Origin of the sequence: Nocardiopsis potens DSM 45234 (genome assembly GCF_000341105.1) — a bacterium.
Classification (GTDB): domain Bacteria; phylum Actinomycetota; class Actinomycetes; order Streptosporangiales; family Streptosporangiaceae; genus Nocardiopsis_A; species Nocardiopsis_A potens.
Genome location: NZ_ANBB01000024.1, coordinates 21,187 through 34,161, shown reverse-complemented (window position 1 = coordinate 34,161; position 12,975 = coordinate 21,187). Strand labels below are relative to the sequence as shown.

10 protein-coding genes and 3 tRNA genes are annotated in these 12,975 nt (G+C 73.9%); 7 read left to right on the top strand and 6 right to left on the bottom strand.

The window, feature by feature from the left end; genetic code table 11:
• Positions 1–12 precede the first annotated feature (12 nt).
• Complete coding sequence (locus D459_RS0109365; protein WP_017592739.1) at positions 13–1,101, top strand: YlbL family protein; 1,089 nt, start codon at positions 13–15, stop codon at positions 1,099–1,101.
• A gap of 146 nt (positions 1,102–1,247) precedes the next feature.
• Here D459_RS0109365 and D459_RS0109360 read toward each other — a convergent pair whose 3' ends face one another.
• Entirely contained in the window at positions 1,248–1,769 is a 522-nt protein-coding gene (locus D459_RS0109360; protein ID WP_017592738.1) for a PPA1309 family protein, read from the bottom strand.
• A 298-nt stretch (positions 1,770–2,067) separates the two neighbouring features.
• Here D459_RS0109360 and D459_RS0109355 point away from each other — a divergent pair, with 298 nt between their 5' ends.
• From D459_RS0109355 to D459_RS0109340, 4 genes are all read left to right on the top strand, one after another.
• A complete protein-coding gene (locus tag D459_RS0109355) occupies positions 2,068–5,088 on the top strand; it encodes a UPF0182 family membrane protein (protein WP_051065386.1) in 3,021 nt (1,006 codons plus the stop codon).
• Positions 5,089–5,253: 165 nt separating this feature from the next.
• Positions 5,254–5,330: transfer RNA gene (locus tag D459_RS0109350), tRNA-Met, on the top strand.
• A 202-nt stretch (positions 5,331–5,532) separates the two neighbouring features.
• Positions 5,533–5,609: transfer RNA gene (locus tag D459_RS0109345), tRNA-Met, on the top strand.
• A 350-nt stretch (positions 5,610–5,959) separates the two neighbouring features.
• Positions 5,960–6,036 (top strand) — tRNA-Met (locus D459_RS0109340).
• 126 nt (positions 6,037–6,162) lie between these two features.
• Here D459_RS0109340 and D459_RS0109335 read toward each other — a convergent pair.
• The 4 genes from D459_RS0109335 to hisN all read right to left on the bottom strand — a co-directional run bounded on the left by D459_RS0109335 (position 6,163) and on the right by hisN (position 10,436).
• Complete coding sequence (locus tag D459_RS0109335; protein WP_017592736.1) at positions 6,163–6,903, bottom strand: ABC transporter ATP-binding protein; 741 nt, start codon at positions 6,901–6,903, stop codon at positions 6,163–6,165.
• Positions 6,903–7,967: an HlyD family efflux transporter periplasmic adaptor subunit gene (locus D459_RS0109330; RefSeq protein WP_017592735.1), complete on the bottom strand. Its 1,065-nt coding sequence runs from the start codon at positions 7,965–7,967 to the stop codon at positions 6,903–6,905. Before D459_RS0109330 ends, D459_RS0109335 begins: the two co-directional genes overlap by 1 nt.
• A gap of 14 nt (positions 7,968–7,981) precedes the next feature.
• Entirely contained in the window at positions 7,982–9,217 is a 1,236-nt protein-coding gene (locus D459_RS0109325; RefSeq protein ID WP_017592734.1) for an ABC transporter permease, read from the bottom strand.
• Positions 9,218–9,629: 412 nt separating this feature from the next.
• Positions 9,630–10,436, bottom strand: coding sequence for a histidinol-phosphatase (gene hisN / locus D459_RS0109320; RefSeq protein ID WP_017592733.1), 807 nt, complete (start codon positions 10,434–10,436; stop codon positions 9,630–9,632).
• A gap of 163 nt (positions 10,437–10,599) precedes the next feature.
• On the opposite strand from hisN, the gene D459_RS0109315 reads away from it, so the two are divergent.
• Positions 10,600–11,202 (top strand): TetR family transcriptional regulator, encoded by a 603-nt coding sequence (locus tag D459_RS0109315; RefSeq protein WP_017592732.1) that lies wholly within the window; start codon positions 10,600–10,602, stop codon positions 11,200–11,202.
• A gap of 52 nt (positions 11,203–11,254) precedes the next feature.
• Here D459_RS0109315 and D459_RS0109310 read toward each other — a convergent pair whose 3' ends face one another.
• Positions 11,255–11,818: a TetR/AcrR family transcriptional regulator gene (locus D459_RS0109310; RefSeq protein WP_017592731.1), complete on the bottom strand. Its 564-nt coding sequence runs from the start codon at positions 11,816–11,818 to the stop codon at positions 11,255–11,257.
• 242 nt (positions 11,819–12,060) lie between these two features.
• Here D459_RS0109310 and D459_RS33555 point away from each other — a divergent pair, with 242 nt between their 5' ends.
• Positions 12,061–12,903, top strand: a complete 843-nt coding sequence (locus D459_RS33555) for an NAD-dependent epimerase/dehydratase family protein (protein ID WP_017592729.1) — start codon at positions 12,061–12,063, stop codon at positions 12,901–12,903.
• The last annotated feature ends 72 nt before the right edge of the window (positions 12,904–12,975 follow it).

Genomic DNA, 12,975 nt, shown 5'->3' with positions numbered 1-12,975 from the left:
AGGCTGTGCCCCATGCTCCGTCGTGTCAAGACCCTCCTCGCGGCACTCATCGTGCTGTGCGCACTGGCCGTGGGCGCGGCCTACCTGCCGGTCCCCTACCTGGTGGCCTCGCCCGGCCTCGCGCTGAACACCCTCGGCGACAACTCCGAGGGCGACCCGGTGATCCACATCGAGGGCACCGAGGAGTACCGGCACGACGGCGGGCTCTCCATGGTCACCGTGCAGTACTCCGGCGGGCCGGACGCCCGGCTGAACATCCTCTCCGTGATCGGCGCCTGGCTCTCCCCGACCCAGGCGGTGCTGCCCGAGGCGGCGCTCTTCCCGCCGGACCGCAGCATCGAGGACGTCACCGAGAGCCAGACCCTGGCCATGGACGACTCGCAGACCACGGCGACCGCGGCCGCCCTCAACGAGCTCGGCGTCGACTACGGGCTGCGCCCCATGGTCGCCGGGGTGCAGGAGGGCGCCCCCGCCGAGGGCGAGCTGGAGCAGGGCGACGTCATCCTGGAGGTCGACGGCGAGCCGGTGGGGGACAAGGCCGAGGCCGCCGAGCGGGTCGGCGACCGCGACCCCGGCGACGAGGTCGAGCTCACCGTGGACCGCGCCGCGGAGAAGGGCGCGGACGAGACCGCCCTGAAGCTCACCACCGAGGAGAGCGACGAGGGCGGGGCCGTCGTCGGCATCATGATCGCCGACGACCCGGACTTCCCCTTCGACGTCGAGTTCCAGGTCGGCGACATCGGCGGCCCCAGCGCCGGGATGATGTTCGCGCTGGGCATCATGGACCGCCTCGACCCGGACGGGCTGACCGGCGGGGAGCAGGTCGCCGGCACCGGCACCATCGACACCGAGGGCAGGGTCGGCGGGGTCAGCGGCGTCGCGCAGAAGATGGTCAGCGCGCGCGACCTGGGCGCCGAGTACTTCCTGGTCGCCGAGGAGAGCTGCGCGCAGACCTTCGAGTCGGCCGCCACCGGCGACATCGAGGTGTTCAAGGTCGCCGAGCTCTCCGACGCGGTCCGCGCGCTGGAGGCGATCAAGACCGGCGAGGGCCTGTCCGAGCTGCCGCGCTGCGAGCCCGGCCAGTCCGGCCAGGCCGGCTGAGCCCGGCGGCGCCCGCCGGACCCGGCGCCCCGCCCCGATGACCGTGGCGCCGCGGCCTCGTCAGAGCGCTCTGGCAGGGCCGCGGCGCCACGGCCATCGCCTCGGCGGGCCTTCCCGCCGGCGGCCGGAAGGGCGCGGGGGAGCGGTCACTCCTCCTCGAAGGTCAGCGCCAGCGCCGAGGTGAGCGCGGGCACCAGGTCCTCCCCGTTGAGCACCTGGTCGTCGCTGTCGTGCGAGCGCATCCGCAGCGCCGCGTGCCGGCCGCCGTCCCGCAGCACGCCGGCGACCATCCGGATCTCCTCGCTGCCGTCCTGGGCCTTGGCCCACTCCCCGGTGTCGGCGCCGCGCGGCGGGTCCAGGGTCGCGTCCGACCCCTTCAGCACCAGCCGCTCCAGCACCAGGGCGCACCCGGCCACCGCCTCCGGCCAGGCGATGCTGCCCAGGGCCTCCTCCAGCGGGACGCCGTCGGGCAGCGCCTCCTGCTCGACCGGGGTCAGCTCGGCGGGGTCGGCGGACGGGTCCAGCCCGAGCATCGAGGCCAGCGCCGGCTCCTGGCGGGCCAGCTCGGCGGTGGGGACGAGGGCGTACACCCGGGGCGGCTGGTCCCAGCCCTGCTCCGAGGCGTGGCGCTCCAGGTCCATGACGGCGTCGCGGATCAGATAGGTCACCCCTCCATGGTGCCCGAAACCCGGCCCCCGGCGGTCCTCTGAGGCCGCGGGCCGGCCTCCCCGATCCCCTGCGGACGCGCCCGCCGCGGGCGCTAGGGTCGACGTGCGGGCTCCGCCGAGCCCCCGCCGATGCCGCTCCGATGTGATGTTGTCACCGCACCGGCGCGGGGTTTCGGGAACCCGTGGCAGAGCCAATAAGTTGCCGATACAGAGGGGCGGCCACGCTCCTCGCGTTCAACGACAGTCATGACGAGGGGGAGGCGTGAGCTTCCGATCGCCCGGCGCTCCAACCGCGCGCATGCCTCGACGATCCCGGCTGCTCGCGCCCGTCGCAGCGGTCGTCGTCGTCATCGTCGCGGGCCTTCTGGTCGCCGCGAATTTCGTGACCGACTACAAGTGGTACGAGTCGGTCGGCTACACATCGGTCTTCCTGACCGAGCTGCGCACCCGCGCCATGCTCTTCGTGGGCGCGGCGCTGCTGATGATGCTCATCGTCGGTGCCAGCATCTACTTCGCCTACCGGTCCCGCCCGCTGACCCGGCCGATGAGCCTGGAGCAGCAGGGCCTGGACCGCTACCGGATGGCGATCGAGCCGCACCGGAAGCTCTTCTTCTGGCTGATCGCCGGCGGCCTGGGTCTGCTCACCGGCGCCTCGGCCAGCGCCGAGTGGGGCACCTACCTGCAGTACGCCAACCGGAACCCGTTCGGCCAGACCGACCCGCAGTTCGGGATCGACATCTCGTTCTTCGCGTTCACCTACCCGTTCCTGCGGGTGGTGCTCGGCTACCTGTTCGCCGCCGTGGTGCTCGCCTTCATCGCCGCGGTCGTGGTGCACTACCTGTTCGGCGGGGTCCGGCTGCAGTCCCAGGGGCAGCGCGCCACTCCGGCGGCGCGGGTGCACCTGTCGGTGCTGCTCGGCCTGTTCGTGCTGCTGAAGGCCGCCGCCTACTGGCTCGACCAGTACGGCCTGGTCTTCTCCACCCGGGGCTACACCTTCGGCGCCTCCTACACCGACGTGAACGCGGTGCTCACCGCCAAGGTCATCCTGGCGATCATCGCGGTCGTCTGCGCGCTGCTGTTCTTCGCCAACATCTACTTCAAGAACGCCATGGTGCCGATGGTCAGCCTGGGCCTGCTGGTGCTCTCGGCGGTGCTGATCGGCGGCGTCTACCCGCAGCTGGTCCAGCAGTTCACGGTCAGCCCGAACGAGCAGCGCGAGGAGAAGCCCTACATCGCGCGGAACATCGAGGCGACCCGCGGCGCCTACGGCATCGCCGAGGCGGAGAGCGAGACCTACGACGCCAAGACCGAGCTCACCCCCGAGCAGCTGGCGGACGAGGCCTCCACCATCCCCAGCGTCCGGCTGGTCGACCCCTCCGTCGTCTCGCAGACCTTCCAGCAGATGCAGCAGGTCCGCGGCTTCTACCAGTTCCCCGAAGTGCTCGACGTGGACCGGTACGAGGACGCCGAGGGCAACACCGTCGACACCATCATCGCCGCCCGCGAGCTGGACGGGCCGCCGGAGGGCCAGGACAACTGGCTGACCCGGCACACCGTCTACACCCACGGGTTCGGCATCGTGGCGGCGGCCGGCAACCAGGTCGACGCCGAGGGGCGGCCGGTCTTCACCCAGTACAACATCCCGCCCACCGGTGAGCTCTCCGAGGTGAACGGCGAGTACGAGCCGCGCATCTACTACGGCCAGCAGGGCGCCGACTACGTCATCGTCAACGCCGAGCCGGAGTACGACTACCCGCTCGACTCCGGCGGCGGCGACAACGAGGAGATCACCACCAGCGAGGACGTCGAGGGCCAGGGCGGCGCCGACGAGGCCCGGCCGCCGGCGGACGGCGCCGAGGCCGAGGCCGACGCCTCGCCCTCCCCGGAGGAGAGCCCCGAGGCGACCGAGGAGAGCCCCGAGGCCACCGAAGGCGGCGGCGAAGGCGGTGGCGAAGGCGGCGGCAGCCAGGCCACCAACCACTACGACGGCGACGGCGGCGTCCAGCTCAGCTCGTTCTTCGACCGCATCCTGTACGCGCTGAAGTACAGCGAGCCGGACATCCTGCTCAACACCGCGATCACCAGCGAGTCGAAGATCCTCTACGACCGGGACCCGTCCGACCGGGTGGAGAAGGTCGCGCCGTTCCTCACCGTGGACGGCAAGCCCTACCCGGCGGTGGTCGACGGCCGGGTGCAGTGGATCGTGGACGCCTACACCACGAGCTCGCACTACCCCTACTCGACGCCGATCGACTTCGCCCGGGCCACCGAGGACACCTTCAGCCAGGGCACCGACTCGGCCACGACGATCCCCGGCAACCAGGTCAACTACATCCGGAACTCGGTGAAGGCCACCGTCGACGCCTACGACGGCACGGTCACCGTCTACGGCTGGGACGAGAAGGACCCGGTCCTCAAGACCTGGTCCGAGGCGTTCCCCGGGGTGGTCACCAGCAAGGAGGACATCAGCGACGAGCTCCAGCGGCACCTGCGCTACCCGGACGACCTGTTCAAGGTGCAGCGGGAGATCCTCAAGCGCTACCACATCACCGACCCGGACGCCTTCTACGGCGGCCAGGACTTCTGGGACATCCCCTCCGACCCGACGAAGGAGGGGGACAGCCCGGAGCCGCCGTACCGGCAGACCCTGCGCTACCCCGGGGACGAGGAGGCGAGCTTCGCCCTCACCTCCACGTTCGTGCCGAGGGGCAGGGACAACCTGGCGGCGTTCATGTCGGTGGTCAGCGACGTGGAGTCCGAGGAGTACGGCAAGATCCGGATGCTGGAGCTGCCGCGCAGCACGGTGATCCTCGGCCCCGGCCAGGTGCAGAACGCCTTCCAGTCCGACGCGAACGTCCGAGAGGTGCTGCTCCCGCTGGAGCAGAGCTCGGCGGAGGTCACCTACGGCAATCTGCTCACCCTGCCGTTCGGCGACGGGCTGCTCTACGTCGAACCGCTGTACGTGCAGGCCGGCGGCGGAGGAGACGCCTCCTACCCGCTGCTCCAGCAGGTCATGGTCGGCTTCGGTGAGGAGGTCGCCATCGGCGGCAACCTCCAGGAGGCGCTCAACAACCTGTTCGAGGGCGGCGAGGGCCCGCTCGAGGAGGAGCAGCCGAAGGAGGACGGCCAGGACGGCGGCGACGGCGGTGGCGGCGACGGCGATGCCCTGACCCAGGCGCTGGACGACGCGGCCAAGGCCTACGAGGACAGCCAGGAGGCCATGAAGAACGGCGACTGGGAGGCCTACGGCAAGGCCGTCGACGAGCTGGGCAAGGCTCTGGAGCGCGCGGAGAAGGCGCGCGAGGAGCAGGGCGAGTAGGGCGGCCCTTCCCGGTCCGGTCCGGCCGGCGGAGTCCACTGCGGGGCGGGGGTGTGCGACCCCCGCCCCGCGGCGCGTTCCGGGGCGCGTTCCAGGGCCCGCGGGGCGGTGCGGCGCCGAGTTGGCACTGGTGGTCGCGGGGCGCTAGGGTTGTGAACACAACGACGCGGGGTGGAGCAGTTCGGTAGCTCGCTGGGCTCATAACCCAGAGGTCGCAGGTTCAAATCCTGTCCCCGCTACCAGAGCAGGGGCCCGGTACTCGGAAGAGTGCCGGGCCCTTCGCCTTTCCCGCCCCTCTCGCGATGCTCTCGGCGTTGCGGCCCTGCCGGAGCGCTCCGCGGCACCCCCGCGCCGTCGAGATCATCGTCCCTGGGGGGCGGCGGTGCCCCTGCGGGAAACGATTTGGTGCTGGGAGCGGGAACCGCTAAGCTGAAGGCACATCGACGCGGGGTGGAGCAGTTCGGTAGCTCGCTGGGCTCATAACCCAGAGGTCGCAGGTTCAAATCCTGTCCCCGCTACCAGAGCAGAGGCCGGGTACTCGGAAGAGTGCCCGGCCTCCGCGCTTTTCCCGGCGGGTCCGCCCTCTCGGCGGCCCCGGTGCCCTCCGCTCGGTCGAGGCCTCCGGGCACGGCCCCGCCCCGCCGCGCTCCTCCGGTGCCGGCTCCCGCCTCCCGTGCGCCCTGCGGGCCGTGTGCGCCCTGCTCCCGGCGGTGGGGCGGAGCCGCGCCCTCGCGGACGGCGGGCGGTGCGCGGGGCCGCCTCCGCCGCCCTCAAGGAAGGGGGCGGGGCCGGCCCCGAGGGACGCTCCGGGGCGGTGCGGCGCCGAGTTGGCACTGGTGGTCGCGGGGCGCTAGGGTTGTGAACACAACGACGCGGGGTGGAGCAGTTCGGTAGCTCGCTGGGCTCATAACCCAGAGGTCGCAGGTTCAAATCCTGTCCCCGCTACCAGAGCAGGGGCCCGGTACTCGGAAGAGTGCCGGGCCCTTCGCCTTTCCCGGGCGCCGCGCAGCGGCCTCTCCCGCCCGCCGCCCCGGCGGGCCCGGAGCAGCGGCGGGCCCGGCCGGGCGGGGCCGCTCAGGGCTCCTCGAAGGTCTTGCCCTCGCGGATGGTGATCCGGCGGTCCGCGGCCTCGGCGACCAGCGGGTCGTGCGTGACGATGACGACCGCGGCGTTCCGCTTGCGGGCCTGCGAGATGAGCTGGTCCAGGACGGCCGAGCTGGTCGCGGCGTCCAGCGCCCCGGTGGGCTCGTCGGCCAGGATCAGCGGGGGGTTCAGGCTCAGCGCGCGGGCCAGCGCCACCCGCTGCTGCTCGCCGCCGGAGAGCTGGTGCGGCCGGGAGCCCAGCCGGTGCCCCAGGCCCACCGACTCCAGCAGCTCGCGGGCGAGCGCGCGGCGGCGGATCAGCGGCATGCCGTTGAGCACCAGCGGGACGCTCACGTTGGCCAGCGCGGTGCGCCGCTCCAGCAGGTGGAAGGATTGGAAGACGAAGCCGATCCCGGTGTTGCGCAGCCGGGCCCGGCCGGCCTCGCCGAGCCGGGTGACGTCAACCCCGTTGAAGACGTGCTCGCCGCCGTCCGCGGTGTCCAGCAGCCCGACCATGTTGAGCAGGGTGGACTTGCCGGAGCCGGACTGCCCGACGATCGCGACCACCTCGCCGCGGTCGATCTCCAGGGAGCAGCCGGACAGCACCTGGATCCGCTCCCCGTCCACCGGGAAGCCCTTGGTCAGGCCGGAGATGCGCAGCAGCGGTCCGGGCGGCGCGGCCGGGGGCTCCCCGCCCGCGCGCCGCGCGCGCCGGGCGCCGGCGGCGCCCACTAGAACATCACCCCTTCTTCGGAGGACTCCTCCTCGCCGCCGGAACCGGGCGCGTCGAAGCCCTCCTCCAGCGGGATCGGGTCCAGGACCTGCTCGCCCTCGTCGAGCCCCTCGACGACCTGGATCCGGTCCCCGTCGGTGATGCCCAGCTCCACCCGGCGGGTCTCCTGCCCGCCGCCGTCGCCGACGACGATGACCTCGCCCTCCTCGAACCCGCCGCGCACCGCGGTCACCGGGACGAGCAGCGCCCGGTCGGCGCTTCCGGTGACGATCGACATCTTCCCGGTGACGCCGGGGAAGACCTGCAGGTCCTCGGGGACCCGGCAGGAGATCCGCGAGGTGGCCCCGGTGCCGCCGCCTCCTTCTCCGCCGCCGGGCATGCCCATGTCCTCCTCGGGGGCGGAGCCGCCCCCGTCGCCGGACTCCTCGGACTCGCCGATGGAGAGGAACCTGCAGGCCTGGGCGGGCGGGCCCTTGTCGATCTTGAGGGTGATCTCCTCGGGGTCGTCGTAGAACCGGTACAGGTCGTTGGCGGGGATCGGGGCGACCGCGCGGAACCGCTCCAGGCTGATCGAGGCGACCGATGCGCCCTGCTCCACCGGGTCGCCCGCGGCGAGCCCGTCCAGCCCGCGGACCTTGCCGGAGACCGGGGCGGTGACGGTGACCTCGGTCGCCGCGGGCCGATCGGCCCCGGCCCCCTCACCGCCGTCGCCGCCGTCCCCGGCGCCGCCCGCCTCCGGGGCGGCGCCGGGGTCCTCGGAGCGCACCGAGACGATCGGCGCGCCCTCCTGGACCTCCTGGCCGTCGCCCACCCACACCCGGGTGACGGTGCCGCCGCGCTTGGACACCACCTTCTTCGCCGGGTCCTCCTCGACCTGCGCGTCCAGGACGACCTCGTCGGTGATCGAGCCGTACTCCACCGGGACGGGGGCGGCCTCCTCGGCCCCCACGGCGATGTCGTCGGGGGGCGCGTCGCCCCCACCGCCGCGCAGCAGGAACCAGCCGGTGCCGCCGGCGGCGGCCAGGACGACCAGGACGGCCGCCGTGATGATCCACTTCTTCAAGGGTTCTTCCGCTCCTATTCCCGCAATCCGGCCACCACCGAGGTGCGCAGCGCCCGCCACGCCGGGATGACCCCGGCGAGCAGGCCGACCGCGGCGGCACTGCCCAGTCCGACGAGGACCCCCTGCAGGGGAACGGTCACCGAGACGCCCGCGGGGAGCATGTCCCCGACGAACGCCTGGACGCCCCCGGCGATCCCGTAGCACCCCAGCAGCGCGATCAGCCCGGCCACCACCGAGACCACCACCGCCTCGGCGACCACCACGACGAACATGGCGAACCGGTCGGCGCCGAGCGCCCTGTAGGTGGCCAGTTCGCGGCGGCGCTCCCGGACCGTCACCAGCCCGACGTTGAGCACCCCGAGCATGCCGGTGGTGAGGGTGATGCCGGCGATCCCGAACAGCCCGAGGGAGAGGTAGCCCAGCACCTCCTCGATCTCCTCGAAGCTGTCCGCCCGGAAGACGATGAGCATCTCCGTGTCGGCCTGGGGGCCCCACCGCCAGGAGGTGCCGGCGAGCCGCTCGGTGAACGCCTCCTCGCCCGGGCTCCCGTCGGGGGAGACCCGGACCCGGTAGGTCAGCCCCATGCCCATCTCGTCGGCGGCGCCGATCCCGGCGGGGAAGGCCATCTCCTCGGTGGCCGGCGAGCGCATCAGGTAGACCGTGCCCGAGCCGCCCCAGTCGTCCATCGCGGTGCCCTCGACCACGCCGGCCACCCGCGCCCGCAGCCACTCGCTGTTCCCGATCTGCAGGTCGGCGTAGCCGCCGGAGGGGTCCAGCTGCTCGGCGAGGTTCTCGCTCAGCACCACCACGGGGGCCAGCGACCCCTTGTCGGCCTCGGTGAACCAGCGCCCCTCGACCAGGTTCATCCGCCGGATGTCGGAGAGCGACGGGTCGGTGTAGAAGACCGTCGGGTCCTTGAACACCGAGGTGCCTTGGCGGAGCTGGATCCCGGCGGAGTCCAGGGGCTGCTGCAGGGCGACGGCCTCGCCGCCGGCCCGGAGCATGTCCTCCTCGAAGGCCTCGACGTCGTCGACCGGGGCCGGCGAGGTGACCTCGTAGGTGGCGGCCACGCCCGTGTTGGCCTCGCCGTAGGCCTTGGCGTAGGTCTGGCCGACGTGCCCGGCGGTCACCACCGCGATCAGCGCGCCGACGCCGACCACGATGCCGGCGCAGGACAGGATCGTCCGCGAGATGTTGGCTCGGGAACCGGCGAAGGCCAGGACCAGGCCCGAGATGAGTGAGCGCAGCAAGCGTCGGCCTCTTCCCCGGCGTGTACGGGGTGCGGGCGGCGCACCCGGGGGGCGGATGGGAGGGGCGGGGGCGCCCCGGGTGACCGGAGTGGTCCGGGATGCCACTGTGCCCCAGTGCGCATCAGCGTCGCGTAAGGGACGTGTGTCGTCAAAGTGAGCAGGGGGCCGAAAACCCCTCTGCGGCGGGGGTTCCGGGCCGCTCCGCGGCCGGGCGGGGCGCCGCGGCCCCTGTTCGGAGCGGGGCGGCCGGACCGGGGCGCGGCGCGGGCGGGCGGGGCCTCCGCGGCCCGGGGAGAGCGGTGTCACACCGGCGGGGCGCGTCCGGCGCGGGGCGGACACGGCTCCGCCCCGGCACCGGGCCGCCGGGAGGTCCGGGGCGCGGCGCCGGGGCGGGCGCGGGCGGTTCGGAGGGTCAGTCGGAGCGGACCGGGGTCGGCCCGCCGTTCAGCCACATCAGGGTCTTGTCGTGCAGGGCGCCGTTGGTGCAGACCAGGGCGCCGCCGTCGGTGAACGCCTGGCCGCGCAGGTCGGTGGCGCGGCCGCCGGCCTCCTCCAGGATGATCGGCAGCGGGGCGGCGTCCCACAGCGACAGCTCCGGTTCGGCGGCGATGTCCACCGCGCCCTCGGCGACCATCACGTGCGACCAGAAGTCGCCGTAGGCGCGGGTCCGCCACACGTTCCGGGTCAGCCCGAGGAAGGACTCCAGCCGCCCCTGCTCCTCCCACTCCGACATCTCGGAGAAGGAGAGCGAGGCGTCCTCCAGCTCCGCCACCTTCGACACCCAGCAGCGGGACGCCTTGGTCAGACTGCGGCCGGTCCACGCGCCGCCGCCCAGCGAGGCCCACCAGCGGCGCTGCAGCGCCGGGGCGGACACCAGGCCGACCACGGGGCGGTCGTGCTCCAGCAGGGCGATCAGGGTGGCCCAGACCGGCACCCCGCGGACGTAGTTCTTGGTGCCGTCGATGGGGTCGAGCACCCACACCCGGCTGCTGTTCCCGGTCTTGCCGTACTCCTCGCCGACCACCGCGTCCCGGGGGCGGGCCCGGGAGAGCACGCTGCGCAGGGTCTCCTCGACCGCCTGGTCGGCCTCGGTCACGGGGGTCAGGTCCGGTTTGGTCTCCACACGCAGGTCGAGGGCGCGGAAGCGCTGCATGGACAGGTCGTCGGCCGCGTCCGCGAGGACGTGGGCCAGACGCAGGTCGTCGTCAAAGGCCGCCATGGCGTGTAACGGTACCGCTCCGGGGCGCGCTCAGACAGGGCGGCACCCCCTGCCCGGCCGATCGGGCGGGCAGGGGGTGCCCCGTGCGCCCCACCCGTCTCATCCGCCCCGCCCTCCGCGGAGTCCGGCCCGGGGCCGCCCGGATCTTTGACACGATGGCCCTATGACGGCCCGAACCGAACACCCCGGCCCCCCGCGCACCGGCGGCGTCCGCGAGCGGCTGCTGGACGCCGCCTACGGCGCGGTCGTGGCCGGGGGCTGGTCGCGCATGCGGATGGCCGACATCGCGCAGACCGCCGCGGTGTCCCGGCAGACCCTGTACAACGAGTTCGGCACCAAGGAGGGGCTGCTCCAGGCCGTGGTGCTGCGCGAGGCGGACCGGTTCCTGGACGGGGTCGAGCGGATCCTGGCCGGCCACCGGGGGACGCCGGCCGGCACGGTGGCCGCGGCCGCCCGCTGGACCCTGGCCACCACCGCCGAGGACCCGCTGCTGCGCGCCATCATCACCGGTGACGACGAACTCCTCCCGGTGCTCACCACCAGGGCCGAGCCGCTGCACGTGGCGCTGGAGCAGCGGATCGACGCCTACCTGCGCCGCCACCACCCCGGCCTGGGCCGCCGGGGCGAGGCGATGACCGAGGTCGCGGTCAGGCTCAGCCTCTCCTACGTGCTGCTGCCCACCGACCCGGAGCGCGCCGCGGACCGCATCGTCGCCGCGGTCGCCGGCATCGCCGAGGCCCCGGTCCGGGAGGCCCCTCCCCGGTGATCCCGGTGCCGCGGCCCCGCCGGAGCGCTCTGAGGGGGCCGCGGCACCGGGATCACCGCTCTGGCCGGCCGGGGGAGCCGCCGCCGGACAGCACCGACCGCACCAGGGCGGCCATCCCGGCCCGGAGGCGCTCCTCCGGCCAGTCGCCGAGGTGCTCGACGAGGTCGCTGCGGACCCCGGCGAGCAGGGCGTGGGCGAGGAAGTCGGCGGAGTCCGGGCCGCGCGCCTCGGTCATCAGCCCGGTGAGCCGGGAGTGCAGGCGGTCGTAGCCGGAGGCGGTGTACGGGCCGCCGCCCGCGTTCTCGAAGGCGCGGGCCAGCGCCCGGTTCTCGATCTTGAACCGGAGCAGCGCGCTCATCAGGTCGCCGACGGCGTCGGCGGCGGGGCGGCCGGGGTCGGGCTCCAGGGAGGCGTACAGCCGCTCGGCCCGCTCCTCGTAGAGCGCCCGGATCAGCCCGGCGCGGTCGCCGAACCGCCGGAACAGGGTGCCCTTGCCGACGCCGGCCGCGGCGGCGACGTCGTCCATCGACACCCGCTCCGGGTCGTCGGCGGCGTCGAAGAGCCGGCCGGCGGCGCGCAGCACGGCCTCCCGGTTGCGCACGGCGTCTGCGCGCACGGAGCACCCTCCTTGATAAACGGACCATCGGTCCGTTAAGTTGAACCGGACCGCTGGTCCGCATCATAGCGGGCCGGGGTCCGGACAGTGAGAGGCGCACCCATGCCAGAAGACCCGGCCGAGCTCTTCCCACGGGGCCTGCGGCCCCTCCCCGCCAAGGACGCGGCCGGCTTCATCGGCCGCCGCCGCGGCCACCGGAACCCGCTCTCCCCCTTCCCGGCGGCGGACGGAGGGGGCGCCCGATGAGCATCCTCGTCACCGGCGGCACCGGGACCACCGGAAGCCGGATCGCCCGCAGACTGGCCGACCGGGGCCTGCCGGTCCGGGCCGCCTCCAGGAGCGGCGCCGGCGGCCGGGCCCGCTTCGACTGGTACGACGCCGCCACCCACCGCGCTGCGCTGGCGGGCGCCACCGCCGTCTACCTGCTCGCACCGGTCGGCGACCCCGACCCGGAACCGGTCATGCGGCCGTTCCTCGAACTCGCCGCGCGGACGGGCGTCCGCCGCGCCGTCCTGCTCGGCTCGTCCGCGATCGAACCGGGAGCGCCCGGCCTGGGCGCCGTCCAGACCCGGCTGGGCGAGCTCTTCGGCGAGTGGGCGGTGCTCCGGCCGTCCTGGTTCATGGAGAACTTCACCGGCGACCACCCGCACGCCCGGAGCGCCCGCGAGCGGGGCGAGATCGTCACCGCCGCGGGGCGGGGGCGGGTCGCCTTCGTCGCTGCCGACGACATCGCCGACGTGGCCGCGGCGGCCCTCACCGACCCCGAGCCGCACAACACCGACCACATCATCACCGGACCGGAGGCGCTGAGCCACGACGAGGTCGCCGCGATCCTCGGCGCGGCCCTCGGGCGGCCGGTGCGGCACCGCTCCGTCGGCGCCGGCGAACTGGCCGCCGGACTGGCCGAGGCGGGCCTCCCGGCCGAGTACGCCGGCCTCCTCGCCGGCCTGGACACGGCGATCGCGGCCGGCGCGGAGGACCGGACCACCACCGTCGTCGCGGACCTCACCGGGCACGCGCCGCGGCCGTTCACGGAGGTGGTCGCCGCCGCGCTCGCCGGGCGCGGACGGGCGGGCGCGCCCTGACGCCCGGCCCGGCCCGGCCGGGTCCGCGCCCCGGCCGGGCCGGTGCGCATGGGGCGGGTGAACCTCAGGGGA